The sequence below is a fragment of the Staphylococcus sp. IVB6214 genome, assembly GCF_025558585.1.
In the GTDB taxonomy this organism is placed as follows: Bacteria; Bacillota; Bacilli; order Staphylococcales; family Staphylococcaceae; genus Staphylococcus.
In genome coordinates, this window is sequence record NZ_CP094723.1 from 1,776,748 (window position 1) to 1,792,395 (window position 15,648).

General features: G+C 38.0%; 26 protein-coding genes. 1 reads left to right on the plus strand and 25 read right to left on the minus strand.

Annotated features, from left to right (window positions below; translation table 11 throughout):
• Positions 1-8: 8 nt before the first annotated feature.
• The 23 genes from MUA51_RS08780 to rpsJ form a co-directional block, all read right to left on the minus strand.
• Positions 9-659 (minus strand): adenylate kinase, encoded by a 651-nt coding sequence (locus tag MUA51_RS08780; protein ID WP_095117605.1) that lies wholly within the window; start codon positions 657-659, stop codon positions 9-11.
• A gap of 18 nt (positions 660-677) precedes the next feature.
• On the minus strand, positions 678-1,970 hold the full coding sequence (gene secY, locus MUA51_RS08785; protein WP_262559429.1) for a preprotein translocase subunit SecY: 1,293 nt from the start codon (positions 1,968-1,970) through the stop codon (positions 678-680).
• Positions 1,970-2,410 (minus strand): 50S ribosomal protein L15, encoded by a 441-nt coding sequence (gene rplO, locus MUA51_RS08790; RefSeq protein ID WP_095117607.1) that lies wholly within the window; start codon positions 2,408-2,410, stop codon positions 1,970-1,972. Before rplO ends, secY begins: the two co-directional genes overlap by 1 nt.
• 16 nt (positions 2,411-2,426) lie before the next feature.
• Positions 2,427-2,606 carry a 50S ribosomal protein L30 gene (rpmD, locus tag MUA51_RS08795; protein ID WP_044359546.1) on the minus strand — a complete coding sequence of 60 codons (180 nt, stop codon included), beginning with the start codon at positions 2,604-2,606 and terminating at the stop codon, positions 2,427-2,429.
• Positions 2,607-2,621: 15 nt separating this feature from the next.
• A complete protein-coding gene (gene rpsE / locus MUA51_RS08800; RefSeq protein ID WP_262559431.1) occupies positions 2,622-3,122 on the minus strand; it encodes a 30S ribosomal protein S5 in 501 nt (166 codons plus the stop codon).
• A gap of 20 nt (positions 3,123-3,142) precedes the next feature.
• Positions 3,143-3,496, minus strand: coding sequence for a 50S ribosomal protein L18 (gene rplR / locus MUA51_RS08805; protein ID WP_262559432.1), 354 nt, complete (start codon positions 3,494-3,496; stop codon positions 3,143-3,145).
• 30 nt (positions 3,497-3,526) lie between these two features.
• Positions 3,527-4,063, minus strand: coding sequence for a 50S ribosomal protein L6 (rplF, locus tag MUA51_RS08810; RefSeq protein WP_095117611.1), 537 nt, complete (start codon positions 4,061-4,063; stop codon positions 3,527-3,529).
• 28 nt (positions 4,064-4,091) lie between these two features.
• Entirely contained in the window at positions 4,092-4,490 is a 399-nt protein-coding gene (gene rpsH, locus MUA51_RS08815; RefSeq protein WP_103357395.1) for a 30S ribosomal protein S8, read from the minus strand.
• Positions 4,491-4,522: 32 nt separating this feature from the next.
• Positions 4,523-4,708, minus strand: a complete 186-nt coding sequence (locus tag MUA51_RS08820) for a type Z 30S ribosomal protein S14 (RefSeq protein WP_262559435.1) — start codon at positions 4,706-4,708, stop codon at positions 4,523-4,525.
• A 21-nt stretch (positions 4,709-4,729) separates the two neighbouring features.
• Entirely contained in the window at positions 4,730-5,269 is a 540-nt protein-coding gene (rplE, locus tag MUA51_RS08825; protein ID WP_044359552.1) for a 50S ribosomal protein L5, read from the minus strand.
• Positions 5,270-5,293: 24 nt separating this feature from the next.
• Positions 5,294-5,611: a 50S ribosomal protein L24 gene (gene rplX / locus MUA51_RS08830; protein ID WP_095117614.1), complete on the minus strand. Its 318-nt coding sequence runs from the start codon at positions 5,609-5,611 to the stop codon at positions 5,294-5,296.
• Positions 5,612-5,650: 39 nt separating this feature from the next.
• Entirely contained in the window at positions 5,651-6,019 is a 369-nt protein-coding gene (rplN, locus tag MUA51_RS08835; protein ID WP_262559437.1) for a 50S ribosomal protein L14, read from the minus strand.
• A 30-nt stretch (positions 6,020-6,049) separates the two neighbouring features.
• On the minus strand, positions 6,050-6,313 hold the full coding sequence (gene rpsQ / locus MUA51_RS08840; protein WP_000004086.1) for a 30S ribosomal protein S17: 264 nt from the start codon (positions 6,311-6,313) through the stop codon (positions 6,050-6,052).
• A gap of 24 nt (positions 6,314-6,337) precedes the next feature.
• On the minus strand, positions 6,338-6,547 hold the full coding sequence (gene rpmC / locus MUA51_RS08845; RefSeq protein ID WP_014613220.1) for a 50S ribosomal protein L29: 210 nt from the start codon (positions 6,545-6,547) through the stop codon (positions 6,338-6,340).
• Positions 6,537-6,971 (minus strand): 50S ribosomal protein L16, encoded by a 435-nt coding sequence (gene rplP / locus MUA51_RS08850; RefSeq protein ID WP_095117616.1) that lies wholly within the window; start codon positions 6,969-6,971, stop codon positions 6,537-6,539. The genes rpmC and rplP overlap by 11 nt, the downstream gene beginning before the upstream one ends.
• 2 nt (positions 6,972-6,973) lie before the next feature.
• Positions 6,974-7,627, minus strand: coding sequence for a 30S ribosomal protein S3 (gene rpsC, locus MUA51_RS08855; protein WP_044359571.1), 654 nt, complete (start codon positions 7,625-7,627; stop codon positions 6,974-6,976).
• Positions 7,628-7,651: 24 nt separating this feature from the next.
• Positions 7,652-8,005, minus strand: coding sequence for a 50S ribosomal protein L22 (gene rplV / locus MUA51_RS08860; protein ID WP_016426354.1), 354 nt, complete (start codon positions 8,003-8,005; stop codon positions 7,652-7,654).
• A gap of 32 nt (positions 8,006-8,037) precedes the next feature.
• Positions 8,038-8,316 (minus strand): 30S ribosomal protein S19, encoded by a 279-nt coding sequence (gene rpsS, locus MUA51_RS08865; protein WP_044359572.1) that lies wholly within the window; start codon positions 8,314-8,316, stop codon positions 8,038-8,040.
• A gap of 64 nt (positions 8,317-8,380) precedes the next feature.
• The gene (rplB, locus tag MUA51_RS08870) at positions 8,381-9,214 is read right to left on the minus strand and encodes a 50S ribosomal protein L2 (protein ID WP_262559442.1); all 834 of its coding nucleotides are present in this window, start codon (positions 9,212-9,214) and stop codon (positions 8,381-8,383) included.
• 32 nt (positions 9,215-9,246) lie between these two features.
• Positions 9,247-9,522 carry a 50S ribosomal protein L23 gene (gene rplW, locus MUA51_RS08875; RefSeq protein ID WP_095117618.1) on the minus strand — a complete coding sequence of 92 codons (276 nt, stop codon included), beginning with the start codon at positions 9,520-9,522 and terminating at the stop codon, positions 9,247-9,249.
• Positions 9,522-10,142, minus strand: coding sequence for a 50S ribosomal protein L4 (gene rplD / locus MUA51_RS08880; RefSeq protein ID WP_095117619.1), 621 nt, complete (start codon positions 10,140-10,142; stop codon positions 9,522-9,524). The genes rplW and rplD overlap by 1 nt, the downstream gene beginning before the upstream one ends.
• A gap of 26 nt (positions 10,143-10,168) precedes the next feature.
• Positions 10,169-10,828 carry a 50S ribosomal protein L3 gene (gene rplC / locus MUA51_RS08885; RefSeq protein ID WP_262559444.1) on the minus strand — a complete coding sequence of 220 codons (660 nt, stop codon included), beginning with the start codon at positions 10,826-10,828 and terminating at the stop codon, positions 10,169-10,171.
• Positions 10,829-10,856: 28 nt separating this feature from the next.
• Positions 10,857-11,165 carry a 30S ribosomal protein S10 gene (gene rpsJ, locus MUA51_RS08890; RefSeq protein WP_237640873.1) on the minus strand — a complete coding sequence of 103 codons (309 nt, stop codon included), beginning with the start codon at positions 11,163-11,165 and terminating at the stop codon, positions 10,857-10,859.
• A 324-nt stretch (positions 11,166-11,489) separates the two neighbouring features.
• On the opposite strand from rpsJ, the gene MUA51_RS08895 reads away from it, so the two are divergent.
• Positions 11,490-11,870 (plus strand): hypothetical protein, encoded by a 381-nt coding sequence (locus MUA51_RS08895; RefSeq protein WP_262559445.1) that lies wholly within the window; start codon positions 11,490-11,492, stop codon positions 11,868-11,870.
• Positions 11,871-11,949: 79 nt separating this feature from the next.
• On the opposite strand, the gene MUA51_RS08900 is transcribed toward MUA51_RS08895, so the two are convergent.
• A complete protein-coding gene (locus tag MUA51_RS08900; RefSeq protein WP_262559446.1) occupies positions 11,950-13,284 on the minus strand; it encodes an NCS2 family permease in 1,335 nt (444 codons plus the stop codon).
• A gap of 118 nt (positions 13,285-13,402) precedes the next feature.
• On the minus strand, positions 13,403-15,535 hold the full coding sequence (locus MUA51_RS08905; RefSeq protein ID WP_262559448.1) for a DNA topoisomerase III: 2,133 nt from the start codon (positions 15,533-15,535) through the stop codon (positions 13,403-13,405).
• Positions 15,536-15,648: the final 113 nt, after the last annotated feature.

The following is a 15,648-nucleotide window of genomic DNA, read 5'->3' on the forward strand; positions in this document are numbered from 1 at the left end:
AAGTCGTTCTATTTAAGTGATTCTAAAATTTGGATTACATCCTCTGAAACAGCATCGATTTGTTTAGATCCGTCAATATTTTTCAACACACCTTGTTGACCATAAAAGTCTAAAATCGGTTTAGATTGTTTGATATTGACGTTTAAACGATTCGCAACTGTTTCTGGGTTGTCATCTTCACGTTGGTAAAGCTTACCGCCATCAAGATCACAAACACCTTCAACCTTAGGAGGATTGAAAACAAGATGATATGTTGTCCCACATGTTTCACAAATGCGACGTCCAGTAAGACGATTCATCAACTCTTCTTCAGGAACCTCGATGTTAACAACTGCGTCGATTTCTCTACCTAGTTCTTCTAAAATTGAATTAAGCGCTTCTGCTTGTTCAATTGTTCGAGGAAATCCATCTAGTAAGAATCCTTTTTTAGCATCATCTTCTGAAATGCGTTCTTTTACAATTCCTACTGTAACTTCATCTGGTACAAGTTCACCGCGATCCATGTATGATTTAGCTTCTTTACCTAGTTCAGTTTCGTCTTTAATCGCTTTTCTGAACATATCCCCTGTTGAAATGTGAGGGATTGGATATTTTTTAACTATTTCACTCGCTTGTGTCCCTTTACCAGCACCAGGTAATCCCATTAAAATAATGTTCATACTATGCCCTCCTAAAAATTAACGTCTACCAAAGCCTTTATATTCTCTTTCATTCACTTGTGCTTCTAAGCTCTTCATCGTTTCAATTGCAACACCGATAACGATTAGTAAGCTTGTTCCACCCACTTGAATGGATTGTGGTAAGTTCATAAATTTCGTTGCAATAATTGGTAAGATCGCAATAACTGCTAAGAAAATAGAACCTACAAACGTTAAGCGATATAAGACTTTCGTAATATATTTTTTAGTATTAATGCCCGGTCTAATACCCGGAACATAACTACCTTGCTTCTTCAGGTTATCTGCCATTTTTTCTGGGTTAACTTGAACAAATGCATAGAAATACGTAAATGCAATGATCAAAATAACATATACAATCATGCCCACATTTTGAGACGGATCTGCATAAGTTGCAACTGACTTCGCCCAATCTGCTTTAGGGAAGAACAATGTCAAAGTTCTTGGCAACAAGAAAAATGCCATTGCAAAAATGACTGGAATAACCCCTGCAGAGTTTACTTTCAAAGGTAAATACGTTGCTTGTGAACCGAGTTGCATTTTGGATTGTTTCTTTGCATATTGTATCGGTATTTTACGAATCGCTTGTAGTACGTAAACTGCACCAACTGTTAAAAGAATCATTCCTATGACAAGGCCTGCTACTTTCAACCAAGCTAATGTCACATCATCTTGCCCAATAAATTCTTGTTGATAGAATTGAATCAAGGCTGATGGAAGTGAAGATAAAATACCAGCAAAGATAATGATAGAAATACCATTACCAACACCATATTGCGTGATTTGTTCACCTAACCACATTAAAAATGCAGTTCCTGTTGTTAAAACAATTGCAATTAATAGATATGACCATACGCTTTGGTTCTTAATAAGTGCACCATCCAAATACGTATTGAATTGGAATGACATCCCTATTGATTGAATAAAGGCAAGAATAATCGTGAAATAACGCGTAAAAGTACTAATCTTTTTACGTCCAGTTTCACCTTGCTTTGCCCATTCAGTCAACTTAGGCACTATGTCCATTTGTAACAATTGCATAACGATAGAAGCTGTGATGTAAGGCATAATCCCCATAGCAAAGATAGAAAAGTTCTTCAAGGCACCGCCACCAAACGTGTTTAACAAGTCAGTGACGCCTTGAGAACCTCGTTGATTATCAAAAGCTGCTGGATCTACACCAGGTGCTGGAATATACGTACCTATTTTGAAAATTACTAACATTGCAAGAGTAAAAAGTATCTTGTTTCGTACTTCTTTAGTTTTAAAGAAGTTTACAAGCGTATGAAACATTAGATCACCTCGTGTGCTCCGCCTTTCGCTTCAATTGCTTCTTGGGCTGCAGCTGAGAATTTATGTGCTTTTACAGTTAATTTTTTCTCTAATGAACCATTACCTAAAACTTTAATACCAGATTTTTCGTTTTTAACAACGCCTGTTTCGATTAATAACTCAGGTGTTACCTCAGTACCATCTTCAAATTTGTTAAGTTGGTCTAAGTTAACAATTGCGTATTCTTTACGGTTGATGTTAGTGAAACCACGTTTTGGAATACGACGGAATAATGGTAATTGACCACCTTCGAAACCTGGTCTTACGCCACCACCTGAACGGGCTTTTTGACCTTTTTGACCGCGACCACTTGTTTTACCGTTACCAGTACCAGCACCACGACCTACGCGGTTACGTACTTTACGTGAACCTTCTGATGGTTTTAATTCATGTAACTTCATTTCGGCACCTCCTTGATTATTTTTCTTCTACTGTTACTAAGTGACTTACTTTGTTGATTTGTCCACGAATTGCATCGTTGTCTTCAACAACTACAGATGAGTGCATTTTTTTAAGACCTAATGCTTCAACTGTTTTACGTTGTGTTTCTGGACGACCGATAACACTTCGAGTGAGGGTAATTTGAATTTTAGCCATTTATCTGTTCCCTCCTTAATTGTATAATTCTTCTACTGATTTACCACGTAAACGGGCAACATCTTCAGCATTTTTTAAGTTTTGTAAACCGTCGATTGTAGCACGTACCATGTTAATTGGTGTGTTAGAACCTAATGACTTACTTAAGATATCAGTGATACCTGCAAGCTCAAGTACGGCACGAACTGGTCCACCTGCGATAACACCTGTACCAGGTGCAGCTGGTTTCATTAAAACACTTCCTGAACCGAAACGTCCAGTAATTGTGTGAGGAGTAGTTCCGTCAACACGGTGAACTGTGATAAGGTTCTTTTTCGCAGCTTCAACTGCTTTTTTGATTGCTTCAGGTACCTCTTGTGCTTTACCAGTACCGAAACCAATGCGACCATTTTTGTCACCTACTACTACTAATGCTGTGAAACGGAAACGACGTCCACCTTTAACAACTTTCGCAACACGGTTGATCGTAACAACGCGTTCTTCAAATTCTTTAACTTCTTCTTCTCTACGAGCCATTGAGTTGTCCCTCCTTTAAATTAAAATTGAAGTCCATTTTCGCGAGCTGCATCTGCTAATGCTTTTACACGTCCGTGGAATAAGTATCCTCCACGATCAAATACAACTGCTTCGATTCCTTTTTCAGTCGCTTTTTTAGCGATTGCTTCACCAACTTGAGTTGCTAATTCAACTTTAGTTGCTGATGCATCTATGTCTTTTGAAGACGCTTGCGCTAATGTCACGCCTTTAGTGTCATCAATGATTTGTGCATAGATATGTTTATTAGAACGATATACGTTAAGACGTGGTCTTTCGCTAGTACCTGACAATTTCGTACGAACACGTGCATGTCTTTTTAAACGTACTTTGTTTTTATCAATTTTGCTGATCATGTCAATACTCCTTTCTTTAGAGTTTATTTATTATTTACCAGTTTTACCTTCTTTACGGCGAACATATTCACCTTGGTAACGAATACCTTTACCTTTGTAAGGTTCTGGTGGACGAACGTCACGAATTTTTGATGCTGTTGCACCTACTAATTCTTTGTCGATACCTTCGACTTTGACAGTCGTATTTTTTTCTACTGAGAAAGTAATACCTTCAGCAGCTTCGAATTCAACTGGGTGAGAGTAACCAACGTTTAATACAAGTTTAGAACCTTGTACTTGTGCACGGTAACCAACACCGATAAGTTCTAATGTTTTTTCGTATCCTTTAGATACACCTTGCACCATATTATTGATTAACGCACGAGTTGTACCATGAACAGTTCTGTGTTCTTTAGAATCTGATGGTCTTACAACTTCAAGTGTGTTTTCTTCTTGTTTATAAGTCATTTCTGGGTTTAAAGTTCGTGATAATTCACCTTTAGGTCCTTTAACAGCAACTGTATTACCATCGATAGTTACAGTAACGTCGCTAGGAATCTCGATAATTTTTTTACCAACACGGCTCATGTTATGGCACCTCCTTATTTATTTAATATTACCAAATGTAAGCTAATACTTCTCCACCAACATTACGTTTTCTAGCTTCTCTATCAGTGATTACACCTTCAGAAGTAGATACTAAAGCGATACCAAGACCATTTAATACTTTTGGCATTTCGCTAGCTTTAGCGTATACACGTAAACCTGGTTTTGAAATACGTTTTAAGCCTGTAATAACACGCTCGTTGTTTGAACCATATTTTAAGAAGATGCGGATAACACCTTGCTTATCATCTTCGATATATTCTACATTTTTGATGAAACCTTCACTTTTAAGGATTTCAGCAATTTCTTTTTTAATGTTTGATGCAGGTAACTCTAATTTTTCATGGCGAACCATGTTTGCGTTTCTCACGCGAGTTAACATATCTGCAATTGGATCTGACAATGTCATAGTTTGTTGCCTCCTTTCAAGAGTTTAATATTTTACCAGCTAGCTTTACGTACGCCAGGAATATGACCTTTGTAAGCTAATTCACGGAAACAAATACGGCAAAGTTTGAATTTACGATATACAGAGTGTGGACGACCACAGCGTTCACAGCGTGTATATTCACGGACTTGGAACTTTTGTTCACGTTGTTGCTTAGCAACCATTGATTTTTTAGCCACTTAATTAGCCTCCTTCAGAGATTATTTTTGAAATGGCATACCGAATTGTGTTAACAATTCACGAGCTTCCTCGTCAGTGTTAGCAGTCGTTACGATAACGATATCCATTCCACGTACTTTTGATACTTTATCATAGTCAATCTCAGGGAAAATTAATTGCTCTTTAACACCTAATGTGTAGTTACCGCGACCGTCAAATGCATTTTTTGAAACACCGCGGAAGTCACGTACACGTGGAAGTGAAACAGAAATTAATTTATCTAAGAATTCATACATTCTTTCACCACGTAATGTTACTTTGGCACCAATTGGCATACCTTCACGTAAACGGAATGTCGCAACTGATTTTTTTGCTTTTGTGATTAATGGTTTTTGACCAGTGATTGCTGTTAATTCTTCAACAGCTGTGTCCAATACTTTAGAGTTTTGAACTGCGTCACCAACACCCATGTTCACAACGATTTTGTCAATTTTAGGTACTTGCATTACTGAACTATAATTGAATTTTTTAACTAAGTTCTCTGTAACTTCTGAGTTAAATTTTTCTTTTAAACGATTCAAAGTGGATCCTCCTTTCAACAATTATTATTTATTAGACTTGATTTCTTCGCCTGATTTTTTTGCGATACGAACTTTTTTACCGTCAACAAATTTGTAGCCTACACGTGTAGGTTCGTTTGTTTTAGGGTCTAATACTTGTACGTTAGAAACGTGAATAGCAGCTTCAGTTTCTAAGATTCCACCTTCAGGATTGAATTGTGTAGGTTTTTGGTGTTTTTTGATCATGTTAACACCTTCAACTACAACACGGTCTTTTTTAGGTTGAGTTTCTACAACTTTACCTGTTTTACCTTTGTCTTTACCTGCGATAACGATAACGTTGTCACCTTTTTTGATATGCATGTGGGCACCTCCTTGAATTTGTTTATATAATTTCGCTAATTAAAGTACTTCTGGTGCAAGGGAAACAATTTTCATAAAGTTTCCATCACGTAATTCACGTGCAACAGGTCCAAAAATACGTGTACCACGTGGGCCTTTATCATCACGGATTATAACACATGCATTTTCGTCAAATTTGATGTATGAACCGTCTTTACGACGTACACCTGATTTTGTACGTACGATAACAGCTTTAACAACATCACCCTTCTTAACAACGCCACCAGGTGTAGCATTTTTAACAGTTGCTACGATGACATCACCGATGTTCGCTGTTTTGCGGCCAGATCCACCTAATACTTTGATTGTAAGAACTTCACGAGCACCAGAGTTATCTGCTACTTTTAAGCGTGTTTCTTGTTGGATCATGATTATACCTCCCTTATCTTTAAATAGTCATTAAATAATTACTGATTCTTCGACAATTTCTACTAAACGGAAACGTTTTGTCGCTGATAAAGGACGCGTTTCTTGAATCTTAACGATATCTCCTAATTTAGCTGAATTGTTTTCATCATGTGTTTTATATTTTTTTGAGTATTTAACACGTTTACCATATAGTTTGTGTGTTTTGTAAGTTTCAACTAAAACAGTAATTGTTTTGTCCATTTTATCTGAAACAACTTTACCAACGTAAACTTTACGATCATTTCTTTCGCTCACTTTAGTAACCTCCTCTTTCAAGTATTATTGGTTTGCTTTACCTTGTTCTAATTCTCTTTCACGTGCAACAGTTTTTAGACGTGCGATCGTTTTTCTTACAGTTTTGATACGAGCAGTCTCTTCTAATTGACCTGTAGCTAATTGAAAGCGTAGGTTAAAAAGCTCTTCTTTTGAAGATTTGATTTGTTCTTCGATTTCTGAAGTGGTTAAGTCTCTAATTTCCTTAGCTTTCATTTAATTCACCACCCAATTCTTCACGTTTTACAAACTTCGTTTTTACTGGAAGTTTGTGGCTTGCTAAACGTAGTGCTTCACGCGCAACTTCTTCTGATACGCCTGCTACTTCAAATAATACTCTACCTGGTTTTACAACTGCGATCCAGCCTTCAACCGCACCTTTACCAGCACCCATACGTACTTCTAAAGGTTTTTGTGTATATGGTGTATGAGGGAAGATTTTAATCCAAACTTTCCCGCCACGTTTCATGTAACGTGTCATAGCGATACGAGCTGATTCGATTTGACGAGATGTGATCCAAGATGTAGTTGTTGCTTGAAGACCATACTCACCGAATGTTACAAAGTTACCGCCTTTTGAACGACCTTTTGTGTCAGGACGATGTTGACGACGATATTTTACACGCTTTGGTAGTAACATAATTATTTTCCTCCTTCACTATTTTTCTTAGTAGGAAGAACTTCACCACGATAGATCCATACTTTAACACCTAACTTACCGTAAGTAGTGTCTGCTTCAGCATGTGCATAATCGATGTCAGCACGTAATGTATGAAGTGGTACAGTTCCTTCTGAATATTGTTCAGCACGCGCGATGTCAGCGCCACCTAAACGACCTGATACTTGAGTTTTGATACCTTTCGCACCAAGTTTCATTGCTCTTCCGATAGCTTGTTTTTGAACACGACGGAATGAAGCACGGTTTTCTAATTGACGTGCGATGTTTTCAGCTACTAAACGTGCATCAAGATCTACTTTCTTGATTTCTACAACGTTAATGTGAACTTTTTTATCAGTCAATTGATTTAATTTGTTACGAAGTTTTTCGATTTCTGAACCGCCTTTACCAATTACCATACCTGGTTTACCAGTGTGAATTGCGATATTGATGCGGTTAGCAGCACGCTCAATCTCAACGTGAGATACTGATGCGTCTTTTAATGCTTTATCAATAAATTTACGAATTTTTAAGTCTTCGTGTAAAAGTGATGCGAAGTCTTTCTCAGCATACCATTTAGCTTCCCAGTCACGAATTACACCAACACGAAGTCCGATTGGATTAATTTTTTGACCCACAATGTTCCCTCCTTAATGATTTGATTAAGCTTCTTGAGCTTCTTCTTTACCATCACTTACTACGATAGTAATGTGGCTTGTTCTTTTGTTAATTGCACTTGCACGCCCTTGAGCACGTGGACGGAAACGTTTTAAAGTTGGTCCTTCGTTAGCATATGCTTCTTTAACAACTAATTCGTCAGTATTCATACCATAGTTGTGCTCAGCATTAGCTAAAGCGGACATTAATAATTTTTCTACTACTGGAGAAGAAGCTTTATTTGTTAATTTTAAAATAGCTACTGCTTCTCTTACGTCTTTACCTCTGATTAGGTCTAATACTAATCGTACTTTACGAGGTGCGATTCTGATAGTTCTAGCAACCGCTTTTGCTTCCATTCGTATTTCCTCCTCTACTTATTAGAAATGGTTTATCTTCTTGTTTTCTTGTCGTCAGCAGCGTGACCTTTGAAAGTACGTGTTGGAGCAAATTCACCTAATTTGTGACCAACCATATCTTCAGTTACGTATACAGGTACGTGTTTACGTCCATCGTATACTGCGAATGTGTGTCCAATAAAGTTTGGGAAAATTGTTGAACGACGTGACCAAGTTTTGATTACTTGTTTCTTTTGACTATCACCTTGAGCTTCAACTTTTTTCATTAAATGCTCATCGACGAAAGGTCCCTTTTTAATACTACGAGCCATAATGGCGCCTCCTTTCTTATTATGTGCGTGCAGCGATTACGCCGCACACCCAAATAAGCTATTTTTATTTTTTCTTACGTCCACGTACGATAAGTTTATCTGAACGTTTCTTACCACGACGTGTTTTCTTACCAAGAGTTGGTTTACCCCATGGTGACATTGGAGATGGACGTCCGATTGGCGCACGGCCTTCACCACCACCGTGTGGGTGATCGTTAGGGTTCATTACAGAACCACGAACTGTTGGTCTTTTACCTAACCATCTTGATTTACCGGCTTTACCGACATTTACAAGTTCGTGTTGGAGGTTACCAACTTGTCCTACTGTTGCACGGCAAGTTGAAAGAATCATACGAACTTCACCAGAACGAAGTCTTACAAGAACGTATTTACCTTCTTTACCTAATACTTGTGCGCTTGCACCAGCAGAACGTGCGATTTGGCCACCACGGCCTGGTTTTAATTCGATGTTATGAATAACTGTACCTACTGGAATGTCTTTTAATTGAAGTGCGTTACCAACTTTGATGTCAGCTTCTGAACCACTTTCAACGATTTGACCTACTTCTAATCCTTTAGGTGCGATGATGTAGCGTTTTTCACCATCTGTGTATACGATTAAAGCAATATTTGCTGATCTGTTTGGATCGTATTGAATTGAATCAACTTTACCAGCGATTCCGTCTTTATTACGTTTGAAATCAATCACACGGTATTGACGTTTGTGTCCACCACCGTGATGGCGTACAGTCAATTTACCTTGGTTGTTACGACCCGCTTTTTTCGGTAGCGGTTGTAATAATGACTTTTCAGGTTTTGACTCTGTAATTTCAGAGAAATCTAATGTAGTCATATTACGACGACCATTAGTAATTGGCTTATAATGTTTAAGAGCCATTGTCGTTTACCTCCTTAATGGTAATGGGAATTTTAGTTGAATAGGTCGATTTGACCTTCTTTTAATGTAACGATCGCTTTGCGACGTTTGTTTGTGTAACCTTGGTAACGGCCTACACGTTTTTTCTTAGGTTTGTAGTTGATGATGTTGACTTTGTCAACTTTAACATCAAAGATTTGTTCTACAGCTGTTTTGACTTGTGTTTTGTTAGCACGAACATCAACGTCAAAAGTGTATTTATCTTCAGCCATTGCTTCAGATGATTTTTCTGTGATTACGGGGCGCTTTAGAATATCTCTTGCTTCCATTATCCGAGCACCTCCTCAACTTTTTTAGCTGCTTCTTCAGTGATTAAAACACTGTCAGCATGTGTTAATTCTAATACGTTTAAGCCTTCTGGTGTTGTGAATTGAACACCTGGGATATTACGTGCTGATAATTCAACATTTACATCGCCAAGAGTGACAACTAATACTTTTTTAGGTAATTCTAAGTTAGTTAAAGTTGCTTTGAATTCTTTTGTTTTTGGTGCTTCTAAGTTGAAGCTGTCAACAATCTTGAATTCATTTTCTTGAACTTTGAATGAAAGTGCTGATTTCAATGCTAAGCGACGCATTTTCTTAGGCATTTTGTATGAGTAGCTTCTTGGTGTTGGTCCGAATACCACACCACCGCCACGCCATTGTGGAGCACGGATAGTACCTTGACGCGCACGTCCTGTACCTTTTTGTCTCCATGGTTTACGTCCACCACCACGAACAGCTGAACGGTTTTTTACCGCATGTGTTCCTTGGCGTAATGAAGCGCGTTGTAATTGAATAGCTTCAAATAAAACATCGTTGTTTGGTTCGATTGCGAATACCGCATCGTTAAGCTCAACAGAACCTGCTTTAGTTCCATCAACTTTGAATACATCATAATTTGCCATTATGCATTTCCTCCTTTCACTACTAATTATTTATTAGCTTTAATTGCTGATTGGATTTGTACAAAACCTTTTTTAGGACCAGGTACGTTACCTTTTACTAAAATTACGCTGTTTTCCGTATCTACTTGAACAACTTCTAAGTTTTGAACAGTGACTGTGTTACCACCCATGCGGCCTGGTAATTTTTGTCCTTTGAATACACGTGATGCGTCTGACGCCATACCGATTGAACCAGGTGCTCTGTGGAAATGAGAACCGTGAGACATTGGTCCACGTGCTTGATTGTGACGTTTGATTGCGCCTTGGAAACCTTTACCTTTTGAAGTTCCTGTTACGTCAATTACGTCTCCAACTTCGAATGTATCAACTGAGACTTCTTGACCTACTTCGTATTCGTCAACATTAATGTTTCTGAATTCACGAATGAAGCGCTTAGGTGCTGTGCCTGCTTTTTTAGCGTGACCTTCAGCTGGTTTAGTCGCATATTTGTTTGTTTTGCTACCTTTTCTGTATGCTTCTTTGTTTTCAAAACCGATTTGGATCGCATTGTAGCCATCTACTTCTTCAGTTTTCTTTTGTAATACTACGTTTTCTTTCGCTTCGATTACTGTTACAGGAATTAAGTCCCCGTTTTCACCGAATACTTGTGTCATACCAATTTTTCTTCCTAAGATTCCTTTGGTCATCGAAAGTCCACCTCCTAAAAATTTTTAATTATAATTTGATTTCGATGTCTACACCTGATGGTAAGTTTAAGCCCATTAAAGCGTCAACTGTTTTTGGTGTAGGGTTCGCAATGTCGATTAAACGTTTGTGTGTACGTTGTTCGAATTGTTCACGTGAATCTTTGTACTTATGCACCGCTCTGATGATTGTGTACACTGATTTTTCAGTTGGTAATGGGATTGGACCTGATACGTCCGCTCCAGAACGTTTAGCAGTTTCAACAATTTTCTCTGCTGATTGATCGATGACACGGTGGTCATAAGCTTTTAATCTGATTCTGATTTTTTGTTTTGCCATTATTTACCCTCCTTATTCGTCTTCATATAAGTGATAGACTTCTCCACGAAAACTATCTCACACAACGCCATGGCAAAGCGGCCGGGTGTGTCAGTAACCTTTCGCTTCATCGCATTAAAAAGTCCAACATTAGATATTTTACAAGAAAACTTGCGACTTTGCAATAGTTTCTCAAGAATTTTTATATCTAATCACATACTATGTCATTTTACTGTAAAAGGCTCTTGAGTTCAACCATTTATACAAAATTTTTTGTTCTTTAATTAGAATTTGATTATAATGGTAGTCAACGACAAATTTTTAGAAAGATATGAGGTATTGTCTATGACAAAAAAAGTTAAAACACTTTTAACAGTGTTCACTTTAATCGTAATCGTTTCCGAATTTATCGCTGGGTTTCCATTCCTTGGTGGTTGGTATGTTCTCGCATTAGGATGGCAACCTCTAGCATTTAATATCTTCATTTATATTGTAATGGTGTTAGTGTTAATCTTTGATAAGCAAAATACAATTCGTCCAATGGTGTTAATCCCACTACTAGGTGCTATTGTTAATTGTGTGGCGATTATTCCTGTGTTAGGTATGATCTTGCACTGGGTAATGCTTATTCTACTTATTTTTATGTTAATCATTTTATTTGCGACACCTACTTACCTACCCAATGCACATGCGCGCGTTATTTATGATGAATCACATCGTAAATAACTATATCTGTAACTCACATAGTAATAGCCCGACTACTCTTCTTTTACGATGAGTAGTCGGGCTATTTTCTCTTTATTTCTTAACCATGTACAAATACAAAGTATAAGATGAAGATAATCATCAATGCATACATAATTGGATGTACTTCTTTATGACGTTTCGTTAATAACATTGTAATAGGATAGAAAATGAAGCCACATGCAATACCAGTCGCAATTGAATACGATAAAGGCATCATGATGATTGTAACGAATGCTGGTACCGCCACTTCAAAATTCTTCCAGCTGATTTCAGCTAAGTTGGAAGCCATTAACACACCTACTACAACTAATGCTGGCGTTGTGACTGCTGATGTTACAACAGCCATTAATGGACTGAAGAACAATGCTAATAAGAAACAGAAACCTGTTACAATACTTGCTAAACCGGTACGTGCACCTACCGCAACACCTGATGTTGATTCGATGTATGATGTCGTTGTTGTTGTACCAAATATAGCCCCCGTCATTGTTGCTAATGAATCTGCAAATAATGCACGTCCTGCACGTGGTAACTTGTTATCCTTCATAAATCCTGCTTGATTAGCAACTGCTACAATTGTACCTGCAGTATCAAAGAAATCGATAAATAAGAATGTGAGAATAACGATTAAAAATTGAATTGTAAATAATTGTGCTGGATCTTGGAATGACTCAAAAGCAGCACCAAATGTTGGCGCAATGCTTGGAACCTTCCCAACAATGCCTGTTGGCGGCGCAATTTGTTGTGTAACAAGGCCTGCAATTGCTGTTAGAACCATTCCTAAGAAGATTGCACCCGGCACCTTCTTAGTATAAAGAATCACGGTTACAATAATACCAAAAACTGCTAATAATACAGGTGGGTCAGTAATCTTACCTAAAGTCACTAAAGTTGCATCGTTGTTTACGATAATCCCTGAACTTTGTAGACCGACAAATGTAATAAATAAACCAATACCGGAAGATACCGCTAATTTCATCTCATAAGGAATCGCATTAATGATTGTTTCCCTTAAGCCTGTTGCTGTTAAAATGGCAAATACAAATCCGGAAAAGAATACGCCTGTTAAACCTACTTGCCATGGAATTCCCATAGTAAGTACAACTGTAAATGCGAAAAAGGCGTTCAACCCCATACCAGGTGCGAGTGCGATTGGATAACGGGCGATAAGCCCCATAAATAAACAACCTACAAATGCTGCAAGTGCTGTTGCTACGAAAATAGCACCTTGGTTCATCTTCTGATCTGCAGGCACACCATCAACACCTGCTAAACTTAAAACTTGTGGATTGACGGCTAAAATATATGCCATCGATAAAAACGTTGTAAGACCGCCGAGAATTTCTCGTTTATAATTTGTCTGATGCTCGTCAAAGCGGAAGTATCTTCTCACTGTCATTGGCTCCTTTATTTAAAATACTCATTTATTCTAATACGGGGCAATCAGAATTTCAATATTAAATACGAACTTTATCTTTATTTTTTTATATTTTCGTTCGATTTTTAGACATTTATCCTTTTAAACCTTTGAGCGCTTCCTTAAATGGATTATTTTCCATCGTGTCATCTTTCATATATTTTTTCATGTCACGTTTGGATACTTTATCTTTCCCTTTGTTTTTAAAGCGTTTATCCATCTGTTCTTGTGTTTCTGTGTAACCACAGCTACAACGATATGTCGCTTGTTTACCGACACCAAACTTCGTCAACCGCTTCTTACATTGTGGGCAGCGTGCTTTTGTTTGCGTTTTAACATCCTTTTTCGTCTTACAGCTTGGATCTTGACATACAAGCATAGAGCCATTTTTCGTTTTCACTCTCAACATGAACTTCCCGCATGTTGGGCATTCAGCTGACGTCAAGTTGTCATGCTTGTATTGTTGCTCACTTTGTTTTATTTCTTCAATAATTTGTTGCGTGAAGTTTTTCATCTCTCCAATAAACTGCTGACGTTTTAACTGTCCTTTTTCTATACGTAACAGCTTATCTTCCCACTCCGCAGTAAGCAATGGCGATGTGAGAGCTTCGGGTGCTAAGTCTAAAATTTGTCTTCCTTTCGACGTCACCTTAATGCTGCCGTTTTGATTCTCAATTGCATTCATACTGTACAACTTATCGATAATATCCGCACGTGTTGCTACCGTCCCAATACCACCTGTCGCTTTAAGGGTTTGTGCTGACTTCTTATCTCTCAATGCGAAGAACTTATCAGGACGCTCCATCGCCTTCAACAATGTCCCTTCATTGAAGTACGGCGGTGGTGTCGTTTGATGTGCTTGGATCGTTGTATCTTGTATTTTCAAACGACTTCCCTTTTCGAAACTAACTGTCTTTTCTCGCTGTTGTGCTTCTACTTGCAACTTTTTAAAGCCTAATTCAATCGGTTGTTGCATCTGTTTAACAAAAATTGCGCTCCCAGATTTTGCGATTATTTTTTGCTCAGTATAGCGATACGGTGGTGATAACACTTCTAAAAACCGTTGCACAATCAATAAGTAAATCTTTTGTTCATTCGGTGATAAGTCACTCATATTAGGACGAACTTCAGTTGGAATGATCGCATGGTGATCGGTTACCTTCTGATTATTGATATATCTTGCTTTCACATCAAACTTCTGTTGCATTAATGACTTAGCAACATCAAGGTATGTTGTCCCCATTGTAGCTTGTAAACGCTCCTTCAACGTCCCTACCATATCCGTTGTTAAGTAGTTGGAATCTGTACGAGGATACGTAACAAGCTTATGTCGTTCATATAACTGTTGCAATGTGTTTAATGTTTGCTTTGCCCCCATATGGTAGCGTTGATAGGCTGCTTGTTGTAAGTCTGTCAAATTAAAAAGCGGGTTCGGATATGATTTTTTATGCTTCGTATCAACTGATACAATTTCAGCATCTTGCCCCTTCAATTCCTTAACAAGTGTCTCTAATTGCGCGCGCTCCATCACTCGACGTTCTTGTTGAAAATCAAACTTCACACCGTTTAACTTGATTGATAACGTGTAATAATCTTGTGGTCTAAAGTTTTTTATCTCTTGTTGACGCATGTGAATCAATTGAATCGTCGGTGTTTGTACACGGCCTAATGACAGCTGCGCATCATATTTCGTAGTGAGTGCACGTGTCGCATTGATACCTACAATCCAGTCTGCTTCACTTCTCGCTAATGCTGCCTGGTATAAGTTGTGGTATTGTGACCCATCTTTCAAATGTTTAAATCCATCACGAATAGCTTTTGTTGTCACAGAACTAATCCACAATCGCTTAATTGGTTTCTTGATACGTGCCTTATCAATAATAAGACGTGCTACGAGTTCCCCTTCTCGTCCCGCATCAGTCGCAATAATGATTTGTTTAACATCATCTCTTTGCATCAACTTTTGTACTGTATTAAATTGTTTTCTTGTTTTATTGATAATGACCGTCTTCATATGTTTCGGTATGATCGGTAAATCTTCCATACGCCATTGTTGTAGCGACTTGTCATATTGTTCGGGTGTTGCATTGGTTACAAGATGACCAAGTGCCCACGTAACAATATACGCATTGTTTTCAAAATATCCTTGCTTCGTGGCATTGACTTGTAGTGCCTTCGCAATGTCTCGACCTACGGATGGTTTTTCAGCTAATATTAATGCTTTCATACATCTTTCTCCTCTTTTTATGCTCAAATGAGATAACATCCTCATTTCCTTTACTTCTGCTATTGTAACATGTCAGTTTTAGATGTTGGCAATTGGGTTGCGCGGTCGTTTGA

Coding starts and splice junctions, on each gene's coding strand:
- rpsJ (WP_237640873.1), bottom strand. CDS start 11,165: ATGGCAAAACAAAAAATCAGAATCAGATTAAAAGCTTATGACCACCGT.
- rplD (WP_095117619.1), bottom strand. CDS start 10,142: ATGGCAAATTATGATGTATTCAAAGTTGATGGAACTAAAGCAGGTTCT.
- MUA51_RS08905 (WP_262559448.1), bottom strand. CDS start 15,535: ATGAAAGCATTAATATTAGCTGAAAAACCATCCGTAGGTCGAGACATT.
- rplV (WP_016426354.1), bottom strand. CDS start 8,005: ATGGAAGCAAAAGCGGTTGCTAGAACTATCAGAATCGCACCTCGTAAA.
- rpsH (WP_103357395.1), bottom strand. CDS start 4,490: ATGACATTGTCAGATCCAATTGCAGATATGTTAACTCGCGTGAGAAAC.
- secY (WP_262559429.1), bottom strand. CDS start 1,970: ATGTTTCATACGCTTGTAAACTTCTTTAAAACTAAAGAAGTACGAAAC.
- rplC (WP_262559444.1), bottom strand. CDS start 10,828: ATGACCAAAGGAATCTTAGGAAGAAAAATTGGTATGACACAAGTATTC.
- rplN (WP_262559437.1), bottom strand. CDS start 6,019: ATGATCCAACAAGAAACACGCTTAAAAGTAGCAGATAACTCTGGTGCT.
- rplW (WP_095117618.1), bottom strand. CDS start 9,522: ATGGAAGCAAGAGATATTCTAAAGCGCCCCGTAATCACAGAAAAATCA.
- MUA51_RS08895 (WP_262559445.1), top strand. CDS start 11,490: ATGACAAAAAAAGTTAAAACACTTTTAACAGTGTTCACTTTAATCGTA.
- MUA51_RS08780 (WP_095117605.1), bottom strand. CDS start 659: ATGAACATTATTTTAATGGGATTACCTGGTGCTGGTAAAGGGACACAA.
- rplP (WP_095117616.1), bottom strand. CDS start 6,971: ATGTTACTACCAAAGCGTGTAAAATATCGTCGTCAACATCGTCCTGAC.
- rpmD (WP_044359546.1), bottom strand. CDS start 2,606: ATGGCTAAAATTCAAATTACCCTCACTCGAAGTGTTATCGGTCGTCCA.
- rplR (WP_262559432.1), bottom strand. CDS start 3,496: ATGATCAGCAAAATTGATAAAAACAAAGTACGTTTAAAAAGACATGCA.
- rplF (WP_095117611.1), bottom strand. CDS start 4,063: ATGAGCCGTGTTGGTAAAAAAATTATCGAGATTCCTAGCGACGTTACT.
- rplB (WP_262559442.1), bottom strand. CDS start 9,214: ATGGCTCTTAAACATTATAAGCCAATTACTAATGGTCGTCGTAATATG.
- rplX (WP_095117614.1), bottom strand. CDS start 5,611: ATGCATATCAAAAAAGGTGACAACGTTATCGTTATCGCAGGTAAAGAC.
- rpsS (WP_044359572.1), bottom strand. CDS start 8,316: ATGGCTCGTAGTATTAAAAAGGGACCTTTCGTCGATGAGCATTTAATG.
- rpmC (WP_014613220.1), bottom strand. CDS start 6,547: ATGAAAGCTAAGGAAATTAGAGACTTAACCACTTCAGAAATCGAAGAA.
- rpsE (WP_262559431.1), bottom strand. CDS start 3,122: ATGGCTCGTAGAGAAGAAGAAGTTAAAGAATTTGAAGAACGCGTTGTT.
- rplO (WP_095117607.1), bottom strand. CDS start 2,410: ATGAAGTTACATGAATTAAAACCATCAGAAGGTTCACGTAAAGTACGT.